The 18,009-nt window shown below is 50.2% G+C and carries 16 protein-coding genes; 8 read left to right on the forward strand and 8 right to left on the reverse strand.

Annotated elements, in window-relative coordinates:
* Positions 1 to 29: 29 nt before the first annotated feature.
* Positions 30 to 1,517, forward strand: a complete 1,488-nt coding sequence (locus RDP42_RS09845) for a DUF5074 domain-containing protein (protein ID WP_308763537.1) — start codon at positions 30 to 32, stop codon at positions 1,515 to 1,517.
* A 17-nt stretch (positions 1,518 to 1,534) separates the two neighbouring features.
* Positions 1,535 to 2,845 carry a DUF5074 domain-containing protein gene (locus tag RDP42_RS09850; RefSeq protein ID WP_308763538.1) on the forward strand — a complete coding sequence of 437 codons (1,311 nt, stop codon included), beginning with the start codon at positions 1,535 to 1,537 and terminating at the stop codon, positions 2,843 to 2,845.
* A 66-nt stretch (positions 2,846 to 2,911) separates the two neighbouring features.
* On the opposite strand, the gene RDP42_RS09855 is transcribed toward RDP42_RS09850, so the two are convergent.
* The gene (locus RDP42_RS09855; protein ID WP_308763539.1) at positions 2,912 to 3,871 is read right to left on the reverse strand and encodes a LysR substrate-binding domain-containing protein; all 960 of its coding nucleotides are present in this window, start codon (positions 3,869 to 3,871) and stop codon (positions 2,912 to 2,914) included.
* 102 nt (positions 3,872 to 3,973) lie between these two features.
* Here RDP42_RS09855 and RDP42_RS09860 point away from each other — a divergent pair, with 102 nt between their 5' ends.
* Both RDP42_RS09860 and trxA read left to right on the forward strand, forming a co-directional pair.
* Positions 3,974 to 4,213 carry a hypothetical protein gene (locus RDP42_RS09860; RefSeq protein ID WP_308763540.1) on the forward strand — a complete coding sequence of 80 codons (240 nt, stop codon included), beginning with the start codon at positions 3,974 to 3,976 and terminating at the stop codon, positions 4,211 to 4,213.
* Positions 4,206 to 4,622, forward strand: a complete 417-nt coding sequence (gene trxA, locus RDP42_RS09865; protein ID WP_308763551.1) for a thioredoxin — start codon at positions 4,206 to 4,208, stop codon at positions 4,620 to 4,622. The genes RDP42_RS09860 and trxA overlap by 8 nt, the downstream gene beginning before the upstream one ends.
* Positions 4,623 to 4,661: 39 nt before the next feature.
* Here the strand turns inward: trxA and RDP42_RS09870 are convergent, their stop codons facing one another.
* From RDP42_RS09870 to priA, 4 genes are read right to left on the reverse strand one after another with little or no spacing between them, the layout of a single operon-like run.
* Positions 4,662 to 5,888, reverse strand: coding sequence for an anaerobic sulfatase-maturation protein (locus RDP42_RS09870; RefSeq protein WP_308763541.1), 1,227 nt, complete (start codon positions 5,886 to 5,888; stop codon positions 4,662 to 4,664).
* 30 nt (positions 5,889 to 5,918) lie between these two features.
* The gene (locus RDP42_RS09875) at positions 5,919 to 6,419 is read right to left on the reverse strand and encodes a low molecular weight protein-tyrosine-phosphatase (RefSeq protein ID WP_308763542.1); all 501 of its coding nucleotides are present in this window, start codon (positions 6,417 to 6,419) and stop codon (positions 5,919 to 5,921) included.
* A complete protein-coding gene (locus RDP42_RS09880; protein ID WP_308763543.1) occupies positions 6,416 to 7,132 on the reverse strand; it encodes a phosphatase in 717 nt (238 codons plus the stop codon). The genes RDP42_RS09875 and RDP42_RS09880 overlap by 4 nt, the downstream gene beginning before the upstream one ends.
* A gap of 11 nt (positions 7,133 to 7,143) precedes the next feature.
* A complete protein-coding gene (gene priA, locus RDP42_RS09885; RefSeq protein WP_308763544.1) occupies positions 7,144 to 9,606 on the reverse strand; it encodes a primosomal protein N' in 2,463 nt (820 codons plus the stop codon).
* 89 nt (positions 9,607 to 9,695) lie between these two features.
* On the opposite strand from priA, the gene RDP42_RS09890 reads away from it, so the two are divergent.
* Positions 9,696 to 10,679, forward strand: a complete 984-nt coding sequence (locus RDP42_RS09890) for a Gfo/Idh/MocA family oxidoreductase (RefSeq protein WP_308763545.1) — start codon at positions 9,696 to 9,698, stop codon at positions 10,677 to 10,679.
* 100 nt (positions 10,680 to 10,779) lie between these two features.
* Here the strand turns inward: RDP42_RS09890 and RDP42_RS09895 are convergent, their stop codons facing one another.
* Both RDP42_RS09895 and RDP42_RS09900 read right to left on the reverse strand, forming a co-directional pair.
* A complete protein-coding gene (locus tag RDP42_RS09895) occupies positions 10,780 to 11,361 on the reverse strand; it encodes a porin family protein (protein ID WP_308763546.1) in 582 nt (193 codons plus the stop codon).
* 138 nt (positions 11,362 to 11,499) lie between these two features.
* Complete coding sequence (locus RDP42_RS09900) at positions 11,500 to 13,785, reverse strand: outer membrane beta-barrel family protein (RefSeq protein ID WP_308763547.1); 2,286 nt, start codon at positions 13,783 to 13,785, stop codon at positions 11,500 to 11,502.
* A 126-nt stretch (positions 13,786 to 13,911) separates the two neighbouring features.
* On the opposite strand from RDP42_RS09900, the gene RDP42_RS09905 reads away from it, so the two are divergent.
* From RDP42_RS09905 to RDP42_RS09915, 3 genes are read left to right on the forward strand one after another with little or no spacing between them, the layout of a single operon-like run.
* A complete protein-coding gene (locus RDP42_RS09905; RefSeq protein ID WP_308763548.1) occupies positions 13,912 to 15,312 on the forward strand; it encodes a HAMP domain-containing sensor histidine kinase in 1,401 nt (466 codons plus the stop codon).
* Positions 15,313 to 15,325: 13 nt separating this feature from the next.
* Complete coding sequence (locus tag RDP42_RS09910; RefSeq protein WP_308763552.1) at positions 15,326 to 16,030, forward strand: response regulator transcription factor; 705 nt, start codon at positions 15,326 to 15,328, stop codon at positions 16,028 to 16,030.
* A gap of 18 nt (positions 16,031 to 16,048) precedes the next feature.
* Positions 16,049 to 17,083 carry a low specificity L-threonine aldolase gene (locus RDP42_RS09915; RefSeq protein WP_308763549.1) on the forward strand — a complete coding sequence of 345 codons (1,035 nt, stop codon included), beginning with the start codon at positions 16,049 to 16,051 and terminating at the stop codon, positions 17,081 to 17,083.
* 82 nt (positions 17,084 to 17,165) lie between these two features.
* Here the strand turns inward: RDP42_RS09915 and RDP42_RS09920 are convergent, their stop codons facing one another.
* Positions 17,166 to 17,693 (reverse strand): gamma carbonic anhydrase family protein, encoded by a 528-nt coding sequence (locus RDP42_RS09920; protein WP_022353516.1) that lies wholly within the window; start codon positions 17,691 to 17,693, stop codon positions 17,166 to 17,168.
* Positions 17,694 to 18,009 lie beyond the last annotated feature (316 nt).

Consider the following 18,009-nt stretch of genomic DNA (forward strand, 5'->3'; position numbering starts at 1 on the left):
CATACATTCTATTTTAAACCAAAAGTAACATGAAACTAAAGGACTTATTTAAGGTGAAGAATGCCGGTGCCGCACTTTTGCTGTTCGTGGCTTTGCTGGCAGGCAGTTGTAGTAAAGAGAAAGGAATCGGAAACGGGGACAATCCTCCTCCTGCAGGGCAACCCGCTTCTTTTGAGTTGAAAACTAAGCTGGACAGCGTGCAGCCGGTGATACTGGCTCCGGATTCGGTGTTCAAACTGGAATATGCGGCGGAGCATGTGAAATCGGTGAGTGTGGCCGATGTGCCGACGGGCTGGACGGCCGATTTGGATGAGAAGGCGGGTACGGTCACGGTGAAGGCTTCGGCGGAGGCGGTACAGAAAGCGAAAATCACGCTGAAGGCTGTGGGCGAAGATACCAAGGAAGTGACGAAGGCGGTGGAGTTTTACTGTCTGAATTCATTTACCGACCCGAAGGGAATTTTTGTGCTGAACGAAGGAAATATGACCACCGAAAATGGCTCGCTCACTTACATCACGCCCGAAGGCTATGTGGTAGGAGATGCGTATAAGGTGGTCAACGGTACGGAGCTGGGAAATGTGGCGCAGGATATGGCATTCTATAACGGCAAGATTTATGTCATCACGCAGAACGGCGACCAGAATCCGGAGGGTACGAAGTTCGTGAACGACGGGATGCTGATTGTGATGAATGCCAAGACGTTGAAGAAAGAGATGGCACTGAGCAAGACAGAGCTGCAAGGGCTTGACTGGCCCACGCACATTGCCGTGCTGGATGAGGCGCATGTGTATCTGCGTGACAATAGGGGAATCTATCGTCTGAATCTTCAGACTAAGGAATTGAAACTGGTGAGTGGAACGGAAAAAGCGCCGAAAAGTCAGTTCGTGGTGATGAACGGGAAAGTTTATACGTATAAGACGGGGCTTATAGGTGGTATTCTGGAAATTTCCCCAGAAAGTGACCAGGCCAAGACCATCCGCTTCCCGTTCAAGGTGCCTTGTCCCATCAATACGGTGTTGGGTATCAAGGCGGCCGACGACGGAGATATCTGGCTGATGTCCACCGGAAATGGAAAGATGGCGATTGGTAAATTTAATCTGGCTTCGAAGACCATTATCCAGCGTCAGATTAACGTGGTTCCGTTTGTAGGGTCTTCGGGTGTGGCTTTTGCCGTGAAGGGAAAAGATATCTATTATACGGAGGGCAAGAACACCGGCATTTATCGGATGACTTTTGATGACAACAAGGAGTTGGATTCAGAATCGGGACTGAAAGCCGAGAAATTGCTTTGTGAGCTGAAGGAGATTGACGACAACGCCGGTCTGCTGTATAACGGTATGGCAGTACACCCTGTGACGGGGCATGTGTTTATCAATACCATCAAAGGATATGCCCAGTTCACCACGAATCAAATCTGGGAGTTTGACTTTAAGGCCAATGCAGAAACTCCGGTAGCCAAGTATGAAAATTATACCCATTTCCCGGCAGGTTTCTTTTTTGCCCCGAATAATAACTGATTGAATAGATGGAAAGGATGAAAAAACACGTATTTTATATTGCATGGATGGCCTGTCTGTCCTTGTGTGTGCTTCCCGGTTGTAAAAAGGAACAGAAACTGGAACAGCCGCCGGCTGAAACCCCTTCGGAGGGTACGGGAGAAAAACCTTCTGAGGGAGGAGAATCTTCGGGAGAAACCGTGTATTTGGGAGGATATGCCCGTCCGGATGGAGTCTTGATTCTGAACCAGGGAGCACCTGCCGTTGAAAACAGTTCCATTACTTATTTGGCTCCCGACGGGACAATAGAAGAAGGAGTGTATCGGAAGGTGAACGGTACGGCGCTGGGTAACGGTGCACAGGATTTATGGATGGACAATGGCAAGCTTTACATTCTCAATAATGGAATTTATGCGCCGGGAGGAGAAGAAGGAGATGGCAGTCTGGTGATAGTGGATGCCGTGACCCTGAAACGTGAGAAAACCTACAAGCTGGATGAACTGAAGTTTAAACGTCCGGAAGGAAGTCTGGATAAGGATGAATGGATTAGTTTGTCTGTTCCTTTTGAAAATATTGCCGTGTTGGACGAAAAGAATATTTTCTTCGCGGAAGGACAGGGCTTTTTCCGCCTGGATGGCACGACGGGTGAGGTAAATGTGGTGGAAGGAGCCTATCATTTCGGTAACAAAGGGAATACCGTGGAAGCTGTGGCGATTCCCCGAGGCATTCTCCGAGTGGGCGATTGCCTGTATTGTGGGGGAGGAGGCTTTTGGGAGTCTACCCGTTTGCTGGAGTTCTCGAAGGGAATGAATAAGGTGAGCCGGGTGTTGCCCGATTTGAAAGGTGAATTTATCAGTGGGCTGTTCCAGACCGGTGAACGGGAAATCGTGCTGGCTACCTGCGGCAGAGGCGGAGAGAAGAAGAGTTATCTTCAGTTTGTCGACCTGGATGCGTGGAAAGTAACGAAGACAAAGCGGATTTCGGAAGATATTTCTGCCGAGTTCTTCAACACTTCCGGAGTCACGCTGGCTGGTGATTATCTGTATTATGCGGCTGGAAGCACCACGGTGAAACGCTTGTCGTTGAAGACTTGGAAGAGTGAAGAGTTTATCGATGTGCTGAAAGATGCGCCCGACGGGAAGCATTTGAACTGTAACGTGATTGCCGACCCGACCAACCAGTATGTATATGTGGCAGTATCCAACGTGTATCGGGAGAATGTAAGGCCTGATAAAAACTACCTGCTGGTGTATGATTGCAGCGGAAGTGCGCCTTCGCTGGTGCAGAAGATTGAAAACAAGACAGACTATCCGATAGGGATTTATCCTATGCGGAAATTCTATAAATAACACTTTTTCTTGGTAGGTGACTGCAGGCCTTTGGAGCAATCCGGGGCTTGCAGTTCTTTTTATCCGCTATTTCGGTTGAGAAGGATTGGGCGTATGCCGCAACTTGATGGCATGGGTGGCCAGTCGCTTTTCCAGCATGGCGGGAGGAATGAGGATTTTCAAGGTATCCAGTACGGCATTGACCATCCGCTCGCGGATAAAGTCGTCTTTTATCAGAATGGAAATGCAGCGTTGGGCCGGCGGATTGAAGGGCAGCGGCAGGATGTGGGCCCGCTGTTTCTCCGTGAGCGACTGGATATGCAGCTCAGGAATGATGGTATATCCTCCGTTGCGGTCCACGATTTTAATCAGCGTCTCAATACTGCCGGCCTCGTAGATGTGGTTGCCGATGTCCTTGTTTTGGCAGAAGTTCAAGCCGTTCTGGGGCATGCAGTGTCCTTCTTTCAACACCCACATCTGTTCCGGTGGCAAGACACCGTGGCTGAGGCAGTTTTTGGTTTGGTCACATTGCTCGGAAAGGTAGGCCACGAACTTTTCGGTATAGACCGGTATTTCCAGGATGCGGGCATCTGCTTCTTCCGGAGAGGTACTGAGGGCCATGTCCAGGTTGCCGTACTTGAGTTCCTGCAGCAGGGCTTTCTTTTCTCTTTCATCGATGAAGAGACTGACGTGGGGATAGGCTTTCCGAAAATGATAGATGAAATCGGGTACCAGATAGGGAGCTACCGTGGGCAATACGCCGATGCGCAGGCTGCCGTTCATGCGGTCGGTTTCGTCGGCCACCACTTCCTTGATACGCTGGGTCTCGTTCAAAGCCATCTGTGCCTGCCGGATAATCTTTTCCCCGATACGGGTGGGGGAGATGTTTTTCCGGTCGCGGTTGAAAATCTTGACGTCGAGTTCTTCTTCCAGCTTTTGAATCATGGCACTGAGGGTGGGCTGTGTCACCCCGCAGGCTTCGGCGGCAAGGACGAAGTGGCGATATTTGTCGAGGGCCACGATGTATTCCATCTGTTGTAAAGTCATGGTTCAATAGATTTTATCAATACAAAGATAGGAAAAATCTGTTGTGGGGTTAGTGGTTTCCTCGTACTTTTGTCTCAGAAACCAAGAAAAAAAGTGTTGACAATGAAAAGATTATTTCGCAATTGGGATGTGCTTCGGGTGATACGCCTTCTGGCCGGAGCGGTGTTTGCAGGGTATGGCATCTATGCCTTAGATTCCCTGATGATCATATTGGGCGGGTTGTTGATGCTGATGGCCGTAGTGAACTGGTCCTGCTGTGGGACGGGAGGATGCGGCACTTCTACCGGAAACAAGGCTTTGTATAAGGACTTCGTGAAACCTTATCGGGCAGAGAATAAATAACAGAGATAAATATAAAAGTGTAAAATCTAAAAAACAGAAGAATATGAGTGCAGTACATTTGAACAAAGCAGATTTTTTGACGAAAGTAGCCAACTATGAAACGAATCCGAACGAATGGAAGTTCTTGGGGGAACGCCCGGCATTGATTGATTTTTATGCCACTTGGTGCGGTCCTTGCAAGATGCTGGCTCCGGTGCTTGACGAACTGGCTGATGAATATGCCGGACAGGTGGATATCTATAAGGTGAATGTAGACGAAGAGGAAGAACTGGCAGCCCTGTTCGGTATCCGGAGCGTACCTTCACTGCTGTTTGTGCCGATGACGGGTACTCCGCAGATGGCGCAGGGGGCATTGCCAAAGAAAAACCTGAAGGATGCCATTCAGAATGTGTTGTTGAAAAATGAATGACGTAATTTGTCAGGTGGTATATGAAAAAAGGGAGGGCTGTTACAGCTCTCCCTTTTTGATGGCTTCCATGATATTGGCTGGCGGGCGTTCGGCCAGCAATTCTTTTTTCATATAGTCCATGTAAGGAGCCACGTGCTGGAAGAATTGATGGTATCCCTTGCACAGATAATTCAATCCCGGTTCGCCGTCGGCGGTGTGGGTGAATCGGTTTTTCGGGCACTCGCCGTTGCAGGCAAAAAGGAAGTCACATTCCTTGCACTGGCGGGGCAGGGCATCTTGTTTCATCTGTCCGAACTGGAGCTGGCGGTCGCTGTACATCATTTCTATCAGTGTTTTCTCGTGTATGTTGCCCAGCTTGTATTCTGGAAAGACAAAGTGGTCGCAGGAATACACATCGCCGTTAAATTCCATGACACCGGCATGTCCGCAGGTCTTGGCCATCGTGCAGATGCCCGGTTGCACGCCGACCCAGTTGGCCAGGGTAGAGTCAAACAGTTGGATGAAGAATTTGCCCACGTCTTCACGTACCCATTCATCGAACAGGGTGCAGAGGAAGTTTCCCCATTGTTCCGGCGATACGGAGAAGTCGGCCAGTTTCTCTCCTTCTTGCAGCGGGCTGGCCAAGTGACGTCCGTCGGCATGGGGACTGATACGTTCCACAATCGGAGTGAACTGGATGTAGCGGCAGTCAATCTCCTTGAAGAAATGATAGAAATCCAGCGGATAGTCGGCATTGAAGTCGTTGACCACAGCCAAGGCATTCCATTCTACTCCGTGTTTCTTTAGCAGCTGGAGGCCTTGCATCACCTTGACGAATGATGGGCGTCCCTGACGGTTCTTGCGGTACTCGTCGTGAAACTCCTGTGGACCGTCAATCGACACGCCTACCAGCCAGTTGTTCTTGCGGAAGAATTCGCACCATTCGTCGGTCAGTAACGTACCGTTAGTTTGGATGCAGTTGTCGATGGTGTGTCCGCCGGCATACTTCTGTTGCAGTTCCATCACTCGTTTATAGAAACTGAGCGGGCGCATCAGGGTTTCTCCCCCGTGCCAGGTGAAGAGTACCTGTGGCATGGTTTGGGAACCGATGTATTCACGGATGAACTTTTCCAGCAGTTCATCGCTCATCACGTGTTTGGAGATATCTTTATACAAGTTCGCCTTTTCCAGGTAGTAACAATAGTCGCATGCCAGGTTGCAGACCGCTCCGACCGGTTTGGTCATCACATACAGTGGGCGGGCAAAAGGCGCAATGGTTTGGTTCATGGTATTTCTTATTTAGGTAAGTGATTCAAGTTATTTTTCAGCGGTTTCTTTGTGCTCGGGAGTCTCTGTTAAGTGTTCCAGCAATCCTTGGCAGGCATCTTCCAAAATGTCGAGCACATTTTCGAAGCCTTGTGCCCCTCCATAGTAAGGGTCGGGCACGTGGTCGATGACCTTGGTACGGCAGAATTCCGTCATGCGATGAATTTTCTGTTCGCTCTCCAAATCGGGTGCTTTCTCGCGGAGGGCATCGATGTTGCGGTCGTCCATCCCTAAAATCCAGTCGAAGTGATAGAAATCCTCCGTACGGACCGGGCGTGAACGGTGCGTCAGTTCATAGCCTCTGCGGAGGGCGTGTGCCCGCATGCGGGCATCCGGCAGTTCTCCTTCGTGAAAGCCGATGATGCCTGCGGAATCAATTTCAAACTCTTTTTCTCTTCCCGCCCGGCGTACCAAGGTACGCATGATTTCTTCGGCAGAAGAGGAACGGCAGATGTTGCCGAGGCAGACAAAAAGTATGCGTTGTTTTTTCATTTGTCGAGGTGTAAATACTGTTTAAAACGGGCTACATCGGTGTTCAGGATGAGGCTCTCCGGAAATTCGGTTTCCTTGACCAGCTCCAGGGCATGGTCGTAGGTAGCGATGTCGAACGAGATGTGGGCGTCGCTTCCCAGAATGACCGGTACTTCGTATTGCTTGCAGAGGCGGAGTATCTCCAGGTTGTTGGGGCGTGCTTCCATTTTCTTGCGGCAAGGCTTCAGGGAACTGTTGTTGATTTCCAGCAGCGTGTGATTCGCCTTGGCTGCCTGTACAATCGGTTCAAAAAGCAGTTTGGCGGTTCCGTCGCCCGGGTGACTGATGATGTGCGTGTACGGATTCTCAATGGCTTTGATCATGCCGTGGGTGTTCTCTTCGGGAGTGCCCGGCGTGTAGCATAAAGAGTGAATCCCCGCAATCCGTAGGTCCAGCAGGTTCATGTGAAACTCGTCCAAATCAAGCGTACCTTCCGTGTCGAGGATGTTGATTTCCGCCCCGAGCAGGAGTTCGATACCGTACATCTGCCGTGGCACCACGTGCAGGTTGCGGAAGTAAATCAGGTGGCAGCTTCCGGGGATGCCCGGTGTATGTTCCGTGATGCCGAGCAGCTTCAGTCCCTTGTCGGCGGCTGCCCGTGCCATTTCCTGCAGACTGCTGAACGCATGTCCGCTGGCGATGGTGTGCGTATGTACATCTAATTCTATCTTCATTGTGATATGGTTTAAGTAGGGTCTACATCATAATATACCATGAGCGAACGGAAACGCTCGTCTTCTATCAGACTCCGTTGTACTTGGGTCAGGTAACGGCGCACTTTGCTCAGCGAGGCTTCCTGTTCTATCTTGATGACAATCTTCCGGATGAAAAGCGATTGTATCCGGGCCACCGGTGGCTTGTCCGGTCCCAGTATCCGTTCGCCCATGCCTTGGCGCAGACGGGCGGCCATGAGGTCGGCTGCCTGCGTCAGAATGTCTTCTTTGCGGTGCTTCAGGTACACATAAATCAGGCGGTAGAAAGGGGGATATTTGAACAGTCTCCGTTCTTCCATCTGCTCTTGGTACAACCGGGCATAGTCGTTGGCCATAATCTGATGGATGAGTGGGTTTCCCGGCGATTTGGTTTGGAGTACCACCAGTCCCTGTTTGTTCTTTCGTCCGGCCCGTCCGGCCACCTGCGCCATGAGTTGGAAGGCCCGTTCATACGAACGGAAGTCGGGATAGTTCATCATGGAGTCGGCATTCAGAATGCCCACCACACTCACCCGGTCGAAGTCGAGTCCTTTGGAAATCATCTGCGTACCAATCAGAATGTCTGTTTTCCCTTCCTCAAAGTCGCTGATGATGCGTTCGTAGGCCGTACGGGTACGGGTGGTGTCCAGGTCCATCCGGGCCACTCGGGCCTCCGGGAAAATTTGTTTGATGTCGTCTTCAATCTTTTCTGTACCGAAGCCTCGGTTCACCAGTTCTACTCCGCCACAAGCCGGACAGGCCGTGGGTATAGCGTAGGTATAGCCGCAGTAGTGGCACGTCAGTTGATGGAGTACTTTATGGTAAGTCAGACTCACGTCACAGTTCTTGCAGCGGGGGACCCATCCGCAGGTGCGGCATTCAATCATCGGCGCGAAGCCCCGTCGGTTTTGGAACAGAATGACCTGCTCCTTTTGCTCCAAGGCTTCCCGTATCTTCTGCAACAGCAGGGGAGAGAATTGTGCCGTCATCCGTTTCTTCCGGGTCAGTTCCTTGATGTCCACCAGTTCGATATGCGGCAACTGGATTTGCTGGTGACGCTCTGTCAGTTCCACCAGCCCATATTTTCCGTTTCGGGCATGGAAGTAACTTTCCAGGCTGGGAGTTGCGGTGCCCAGCAACGTCTTGGCTCCGTACATGGAGGCCAGCATAATGGCCGCGTTCCGGGCATGATACCGCGGGGCAGGGTCCTGCTGCTTGTAACTTGTTTCATGTTCCTCATCCACGATGACCAAGCCCAGTCGACGGAATGGCAGGAACACGGACGAACGGACACCCAGTATCACATCGTAATCTTGCTCGGTGAGTTGTTTCTGCCAGATTTCCACCCTTTCCGCATCGGGAAACTTGGAATGATACACTCCCAGCCGTGCCCCGAATATCCGTCGCAACCGTTCGGTAATCTGGGTGGTGAGGGCTATTTCCGGGAGGAGGTAAAGCACCTGCTTACCGGCTTTCAGCACTTCCTCTATCAGGTGGATATAGATTTCAGTCTTACCACTGGCGGTCACTCCATGCAGCAGACAGACATTCTTTGTTTGAAAACAAGTCAGAATCTCATAAAAAGCTCGTTGCTGGGCGGAACTGAGGGTATGTACGGGGACGGTCTCGGTCTCTTTGTTGGTCAGGCGGCCGATTTCGCAGAGGTAAGTCTCCAGAATTTGCTTGTCTACTAAATTCTTGAAAACGGATGGAGCTTGCCCGGATGCTTCCAGCAATTGTTTCTTGCTGACTTCCCGGATATTTTTTCCTTCGGCGTTCCATCCCGACAGTTCCAGGTATTTCATCAGAATGGCTTGCTGTTTAGGAGCCCGTGCCAACAAATCAAACTGGATGTGTAAACGATGTTCGTTCTGTAGGGCCTCTGTCAGGCGGACCCGTGTTTCTGTACGCGGTTTGTAGTTCCGCTTGATTTCTTCCTTGATGCAGATGGCTTCTTTTTCCAGCAGTGATTTGATGACCGGCAGTAGATTCTTCATTCCGCTGGCTTTCTCCAACTGCGTGACACATTGTTCCGGGTCGGCACTGAGCAAATCTAGAATACGTTGTTCGCGGGGAGGAAGCGGTTCCGAAGCCACAAAGTCCGGATTGTATTCCACCAGCGTTTCACTTTCCAGTTTCATTCCCGAAGGCAGAGCTGCCTTGTATACATCGCCCAGTGTACAGAGATAATAGTCGGCCAGCCATTTCCAGAATGAGAATTGCCGTCCCAACAAGACGGGACGTGAATCGAGTATTTCGGAGATGTCCTTGGTTTCATATGCCTCGGGAGCCGTTTCATGTACCTTTGTCACAATGGCAGTATAGAACTTCTTCGGTCCGAAGGGTACGATGACCCGACAGCCCGGCTGTATACCCTCTTCCAGACTTTCCGGAAGGGAGTAAGTATATTGGCTGGCAATGGGCAGCGGAACGATGACATCTACGAACTTTTTCATACTGCAAAGGTATAAAAAGCCCCTCACATAGCTGGTTCCCATCTGAAACTTTTATAGCTTTGTGTCCTGGTTTTAATATTTAATGAAAGATGAAAATTTACAATATCGGAATTATCGGATGTGGCGGGATTGCCAGCAAAATGGCGGCCACCCTTGGAGGAATGAAAGGAGTGAAACGGTATGCCGTGGCTTCGCGTACGTTAGAGAAGGCGCAGGCTTTTGCCGGCAAGTGGGAGTTTGCGAAGGCCTACGGAAGTTATGAAGAACTGGCCTCCGACCCAGAAGTCGACTTGATTTATATCGCAACTCCTCATGCCATGCATTACGACAATGCCCGCATGTGTATCGAAAAAGGAAAGCCTGTGTTGTGCGAGAAGGCTTTCACCGCCAATGCCCGTCAGGCTGCCGAGCTGCTGAAGTTGGCCGAAGAAAAGAAGGTATTCCTGACTGAAGCCATCTGGACCCGTTACATGCCGCTTTCACTGAAGATTCGGGAATTGCTGGAAGAAGGTGTCATTGGTACGCCTTATACGCTTTCGGCTAATTTGGGGTATGTGATTGACCGGAAAGAACGCATCCTGCGTCCGGAGTTGGCAGGAGGTGCATTGTTGGATTTGGGAGTGTATCTGCTCAACTTTGCTGCCATGTATTTTGGTAAGGAAGTGGCTTCTGTCCATTCTGTTTGTCAGAAGACCGATACAGGAGTCGATGCGCAGGAAAACATCACCCTGCTGTTCCAAGATGGAAAGATGGCGGCTTTGCAGGCCAGTATTCATGCCGTGACCGACCGTATGGGAGTGATTTCGGGCGATAAAGGTCATCTGATTGTAGAGAACATCAACAACCCGCAGTCGGTTCGAATCTTGGATGCGAAATATCAGACGGTAGCGGTATACGAAGCCCCACAGCAGATTACAGGTTACGAGTACCAGGTATATGCTTCTTTGGAAGCCATCGAGAAAGGTTGGTTGGAATCTCCCTATATGCCGCATGCCGAAACGCTTCGTATCATGCAGCAGATGGATTCCCTCCGCAAAGAATGGGGAGTGGTATATCCTTGTGACCACGAATAAGCGTATATTACAACAAAAGAAAACCTCCTTTAAAGCGGTTCTGAACAGGCTTTAAAGGAGGTTTTTAAAATATATATACTTAACGACTTTTCTTAACTACTTAGAAAATGTAAGCTACTGACACTTGCCAAGTGTTTTGCTTGAAACCAGTAAGAGCTTCTACATCGTAAATCTTTACGTTATCTTTCAAGGCAAAGTTGTAGTTTGCGCCTACCTGCAGGTGGCTGAACATTTTCAAACCTACTCCCACATTGAAGCTGGTGGTATTTTTCTTGAATTCGCAGAGGTTTTCGAGACTCGTAAACAAGCGGTCGCCCACATTAAATCCGAATTGCGGACCTACGGCTACGTATGCGCCTACCAGACTGCTGAAGCCGATGTTCCATTTCAGGTTGATTGGGATTTCAATACTTTTCTTGTTGGAGGTGCCTGTTTCTGATTCTACGCCAAACTGGTTGTACAATAGAGAACCGTCGATGCCCAGTCCTAAGATAGGTAAGGTAAATTCAGCAGTTGGTCCCACAAAGAATCCAGCTCTGTTGTCTTTGCTGACGATATCTTTAGAGAGATGCAGTTTGGAAACATTCAGACCTGCTTTTACTCCAAAATGTATTTGGGCTTGCGCCGGAATGGCAAGGGCCAGACAGGCCATCACCATCAGTGTAGATAATAATTTCTTCATAATTTTCTTCGTTTAGAGGTTTTTACAAAGTTAGACATAAATTGGAAATTACAAAGAAAGCGGGACTGAAAAGTGCATCTTACTTTTAAATATTTATGGTATGACAAAAGTACTCAGCGTGTTATAGAGTGCGGTAAGTCAGTTACCGAACCGTGAAGTATCCACTTCTTTCACTTCTTTTTTCTTGTATCCGCCAAAGCGGTAACTGAACGACAGGGTGACGCTTTGCAGGTAGCTTTTGGTATTCATGTCGAGATACTGTGCCCCGTTCCGGACCCTGGTTTTGGGGTTCATGGTGTTGAAGATGTCACTGCCTTTCAGTTGGAGCATGGCCCTGTCTTTGGCGAAAGTATAGCGCAGGGCGGCATCCACAAAGCCTACAGGTTGGATGTCGTAACTTCCCTGTATGGATTTGGTCTGTCCGAAAGCGGTGACTTCCATTCTCAGGTTGGGACGACGGCACAGCTGGAAGGTATTTGTCCACTGGCTTACTCCCACCCATTGCTGTTGGTTGAAAGGCGCATCATAGTATGCGCGGGCCTTGTCGTGCTTTAAGCTTGCCTGCAGGGTGAGTCGGCTGTCCCACCAGTTTCCTACTTTGAAAGGAAGGATGGCTGAAAAAGCGAGTTCTTGGCTGTAATCCCAGTTTTGCCAGTTGTAGATGGCTTTCAGACGGTCGGAATCCAGATAGACGGTCTGCATGAAATAGTCGGGTATATAGCTGTAGCTTGCCTGAAAGATGTACTTGCTTTTCAGAATGTAAGTCAGGTCGACATCATACTCGGTATAAGGACGAAGAAAAGGATTCCCGACACTCTCGTTGTAGCCGTTCAGGTAACTGGTGGCCCCGCTCAGTGTCCAGTAATCGGGATAGGTCTTGTCGGAACTGAAGGACAGCTGGAGGATGTGGGAAGCCGACGGCATGTAATTTAACTGGAGGGTGGGATAGACAGCCCATTTCCGGTAATCCTGCATCTGATAGTATTCCAGTGTGGCAGAAGCGCTCAGCGTCCATTGGGAGTTGAACGGCTTGTCGAATCCGGCATAGACGTTGTAGGTATATTCACGGATGCGGTTGTACAGGTTGTTATCCTGCATTTCCGGCAGGTCATAGTCCTGTATGTTCCGGTTGTGCACGTAGGAAAAGGAAGTCCCATAGTTCAGTGTCCAGTCGTGCGGCAGTGAATGGCTTTGGTCGGCATAGATTTTCCAGCGGTCGATGTGCTGGTCGGAACGGCTTATGAAACGGGTTTCCACTTCTTCCGGGCTTCGGTCGAAGAAATCTTGGGTGTCGGTCGAAGTGAAGTAGGTATAGTCGGCGCCGGCCCGGAAACCGAATCCGGAGGTGTAGTTCAAGGCCGCATTGTGCATCTGATGGTGTGTGCGGGAATCATTGAACGATTCGGAGATGCTGCCGCTGGAATGGCTGTGGTGCTGGCTGTTAGGGCTGAACTGGGTGGTGTACGACAATTCGAGGGAATTGTCGGCATCGAACTTGTAGGTTCCTCCGGCCCGCAGGGTATGTGCCAGGCTGCGTCCTTGGTTATCGGTCACCTGATTCACATCATATACCTGCTCCTTCATCGTATGATGCGCGAGGAAGTCGATGTAACCGCGGGTGTAGCTGCTTTGAAGGTTGTACATGAAATCCAAGTCGACTTTCGGAGAAGTATAGGCCAGCGTGACGCCTCCGTTGCCCCCGACTTCCTTCTGCTGTTTGTATTCACCGCGGATTTCTCCTTGTAGCCCTCCTTCCCCGGGCTTGTATCCTTTTAGTACGAGGTTGATGGCGGCCCCGCGCACGTGGTATTGTGGAGGAGCGCTGTACATCACTTCCGCTTTTTCCACACGTGAAGCTGGCATCCCCTTTAAGAGCGTGATGAGTTGTTCATAGGTCATGGACGAGGGACGGCCGTTCAGTAGCAGACTGACGCTGCCTGCTCCGGCCAAGGTCAGTACGTCGTTCTGTTCAATCACGCCCGGAAGCTGTTTGAGAGCCTCGTAGGCGTTAGTGACCAGCCGTTGGGAAATCAGCTGCGGCATGTCGTAGCTCAGACGGCTGCCTTCCACGGTGACCAGCGGACGCTCGCCTTCTACCACGACCTCTTGAAGGGCATAGTCTTTCGGCTGCAATACAAACGTACCGGCATCTCTTCCACTTCCCTCTTTTTCCAGGGTTTTATACAGCAGGTGCTGGAAGAGCAGACGGTAGCGTGTTGGCTGGTGATTCAGCAGAAAGGTGCCGTCAGTATTCGTGATGGTGGCTTCTACAAATACAGAATCAATGGTTTGGAGTACGACCGTGGCTCCGTCAATGGGCTGATCAGACGGGTCGGTGACTTTCCCGGTGATGGTTTGTGCAGTGGCTGTGCCGAGCAGCGTACCGAGCAGTAACAAGATGCTCACTAAAAAATACTTTTTCATATCGTTCGTGTCTTTATCTTTCATTATCTTTGACACTGCAAAACTAAAAAGCCCGTTTCGCTTTTTGGGTTAAGGCAAGGTTAACGCTACGTTAACGGCTTTCGTTTACGTGAAGAATATACGGTTATGAAGATGAAACACATTCGCTGGATTGCGGTAGTGGGACTGATTGCGATTGTCGAACTGCAGTATGTCTGGCTGGTCAATACTTACAAGCTGACACGGGAGAATGTCATGCGGCAAAGTCATGAGCTCTTCAAGGATGCGGCGCTTCAGGAAACTTTCTGTCGGATGAGCCTTTGGAAACAACTGTATGGGAAGAAGGATTCCACGTATACTTATCAATTTAAACTGGAAGAAGAGGTGGAGGACAGCGATACGCTGCAGTCTTCCACTCCGGAAACGCGTCAGTTCATCGAGTCGGCAGTCTTTATCGCCCTGCAGGAAGGGGTGTTGAATACGTTCAAGATGGATGTGTCCTTGCATCGTTTGGATTCTATTTATACCCACTTGCTGGATTCGGTCGGTATCTCGGCCAAGGTGTCGACTTGTATGACGGATTCGTTGGGGAATGTGTTACGGGCCTCTTCTCCGCAGGCAAAGTGGGAAGGACAGCAATACTTGAAGACGCAACCGATAGCTCTCGACATGGCGCATACTCGCTATCTGCAAGGGGTGATTCTGAATCCTTATTGGGTGATATTCCAGCGCATGACGCTGTTGCTGATTGCCACGGTGCTGATTATGGCGTTGGTCATTATTTGCATTGTGTATCAGATACGGGTCATTATCCGTCAGGACAAGATTGCCAAGGTAAGGGAGGATTTCTCGTATGCTATGATTCACGACATGAAGACACCACTGAGCTCCATCCTGATGGGAACGGAGATTTTGGAAAGTGGGCGTTTGGACGGACAACCGGAAAAGAAGGAACGGTATTTCCGGATTGTGAAGGAGGAAGGAGAGCATCTGCTGGCACTGACCAACAAGGTGCTGACGCTTTCCAAATTGGAGAATCATGCACTGAAATTAGAGCAGACGGATTGTTTGCTCCGACCGATTCTGGAGGATTTGGCGGAGAAGTACAAGGCGAAGGCAACCAAGCCGGTGACGTTTGTCTGGCATTTGCAGGAGGAGATGCTCTGGGCAGACGAGGAATTTCTGAAAGAAGCGCTCAGCAATCTGATAGACAATGCCTTGAAGTATTCGGGTGAATCGGTGGAGATTACTTTCCTTTCGGAACGGAAAGCGGATGGGAGCGTCTGTGTGACGGTGGCCGACAATGGCTTCGGCATTCCTTTGAAAGACCAACGGAAGATTTTTGAGAAATATGAACGGGCGGAAGCCAGTGTGCGCAGCCGTTCCGGAGGCGCTCCCGGCTTCGGACTGGGACTGAACTATGTGCTCCGGATTATGGAGGCACACGGCGGTCGGGTGACATTGGAAAGCATGGAGGGCGAATACAGTCGGTTTACGTTGGTTTTCCCTCCGGAGAGTGCCATGGGCGATAAAAAAGAAGAACAATAATATGGAAGAACAGATAATCAAACTGCTGTTGGTGGAAGATGATGCGAACCTGTGTTATATCATTCAGGGAGGCTTGGAGGATATGATTGGCGGGTATAAAGTGCTGACGGCATCCAATGGCGAGGAAGGACTGGCGGTGTGGAAGGCAGAGCATCCGGACGTCATCGTGGCCGACATCGAGATGCCGGTGATGGACGGGTATGAGATGGTGAAACGTATCCGGGAAGAGGATGAGCATATCCCCATCTTGTTTACTTCCGGACGGGTCTCGCCGAAAGATGTAGTGAAAGGTTATGAACTGGGTGTGAACAACTATGTCAAGAAACCGTTTCTGGCCGAAGAACTGCATGCGCATGTCACGGCTTTGTTGAAACTGACCAGGGGCCTGCAGGTACAGAAGGAAGTGCCGGAGGTACCCATCGGACAATTGTTCTCGTTTGATATCACACGCGGAGTCTTGAAGCAGAAAAGCGGAGAAGAACGTATGCTGACAGTACGGGAGGCCGATTTGTTCCGTATGTTGTGCGAGCACAAGGGACAGGTTGTGCGACGGGAGGTTATCTTGTCGCGCCTGTGGAATACGGAGGAGGATTATTTCGCCTCGCGCAGCCTGGATGTCTTTGTGTCGCGTCTGCGGAAGTTGCTGGCAGCCGATGAGACGGTGGAGCTGAAGACCGTGAAGGGCGTGGGGCTGATTTTGGAAGAAAGAAAAGTCTAATTTAAATACAAAACGAATATGCAATATTTTAAAAGTGATTACATGGAAGGAGCGCATCCGCTGATTCTGGAGCGCTTGAGTCAGACGAATATGGAAAAAACTTCGGGTTACGGCACGGATGAGTATTGTGCTTCGGCCCGTCGGAAAATCGCGGAGGCGTGCGGCTGTCCGCAGGCGGAAGTGCATTTCATGGTGGGTGGTACGCAGACTAATGCCACGGTCATCACGGCAGTGTTGCGTCCGTATGAAGGGGTGATTGCGGCTGTAACCGGTCACATCAACCAGCATGAAGCCGGAGCGGTGGAAGCGGGAGGCCATAAGGTACTGGCTTTGCCTCACCACGAAGGGAAACTGGATGCAGCGGAGGTAGATTGTTATGTGACAGCCTTTTATCAAGATCCGAGCTGGGACCACATGGTGGCACCGGGGATGGTGTATATTTCGCATCCGACGGAGTACGGTACGCTGTACACCTTGGACGAACTGAAGGCTTTGTCTGCTGTCTGCCGCAAGCATAAGATTCCGTTGTTTTTGGATGGGGCCCGTCTGGGTTACGGACTGGCAGCACGGGATACGGATGTGACCCTGAAGGACATCGCTGCCTTGTGTGATATTTTCTATATCGGAGGAACTAAGGTGGGAGCGTTGTTTGGAGAAGCCGTGGTGATTCCACAGCCCGGAATGATTCGTCAGTTTGATACCATTATCAAGCAGCGGGGCGTATTGCTGGCCAAAGGACGTCTGCTGGGCTTGCAGTTCGATACCTTGTTTACCGACGGGTTGTATGTGAAGATTGCCCGTCATGCCATCGACATGGCAGAACGGATTGTAGAAGGACTGAAGGCATACGGTTATACATTTTTCATTCGTCCGCAGAGTAACCAGTTGTTTGTCACGCTCGAAAACAGTTTGTTTGAGAGACTGGTACAGCGCGTGGGCTTTGAAGTCTGGGAAAAACGTGCCGACGGAACGACAGTGGTACGTATTGCTACCAGCTGGGCTACTCGGGAAGAAGATGTGGCCGAATTGCTGGAAGAGTTGAAAAAGAAATAACCGCTGATAAATAGTGGAATTAGGCAGTCGGCCCCGCAAAGCCATCGGTTTACGACCTTGGGCTTTTGCGGGGCCGGCTGTTTTATTTCGCTTCTTCTTCCTTGAACCAAGAGGCATACATCAAGTAGCCGTTGGCAATTTTCTGGTTGAGTTCCTTACTTTGTGCCGGGTCGACTTTTTTGATGAACTTGGCCGGAACGCCTCCCCAGAGGGTGTGGGGCTCGATGACGGTGTTCGCCAATACCAGGGCACCGGCAGCCACGATGGCTCCTTCTCCCACTACAGCGTGGTCGAGTAGGGTAGATCCCATGCCAATCAGGGCGTTGTCGTGTACGCAAGCCCCGTGAAGTGTCACGTTGTGGCCGATGGATACGTCGTTGCCGATTTCTACCGTTGATTTTTCATACAAAGTGTGGAGTACGGTGCCGTCTTGGATGTTCACCCGGTCGCCGATACGGATGGAGTTTACATCCCCCCGAAGTACGGCATTGAACCATACGCTACAGTCTCGTCCCATTACTACGTCGCCAATAATGGTGGCGTTGTCGGCCAGATAACAGTTCTCGCCGATTTGAGGAGTAAATCCTCTGACAGATTTTATAAGTGCCATAAGTTTGTTTCATTTGATAGAGTGGCCTAAGTTAGTAGATTTTTGGGAATTCTCTATGATTTTTGTAGGTCTTGTAGCAGCTTTTCTGTAGAGGTTGAATACTGGCAGGGCTGATTCTTCCAGGGAAGGGACTATTTTTCAGAAATGCTAAGACGATAACTCTCTTTTTTCTATATGTTTTCTATGTTTCCGTCAGGGGAGACGTATGTTTCCCTGCCGTGAAACGTACGTTTTCCACGGCGGAAACATACGTTTCCCGAAAGGAAAACATAGAAAATGCCGGGAGTCTCTAGAAAAAATGTGCTGGCGGTGCGAG

The sequence above is a fragment of the uncultured Bacteroides sp. genome, assembly GCF_902472605.1.
Lineage (GTDB): Bacteria > Bacteroidota > Bacteroidia > Bacteroidales > Bacteroidaceae > Phocaeicola.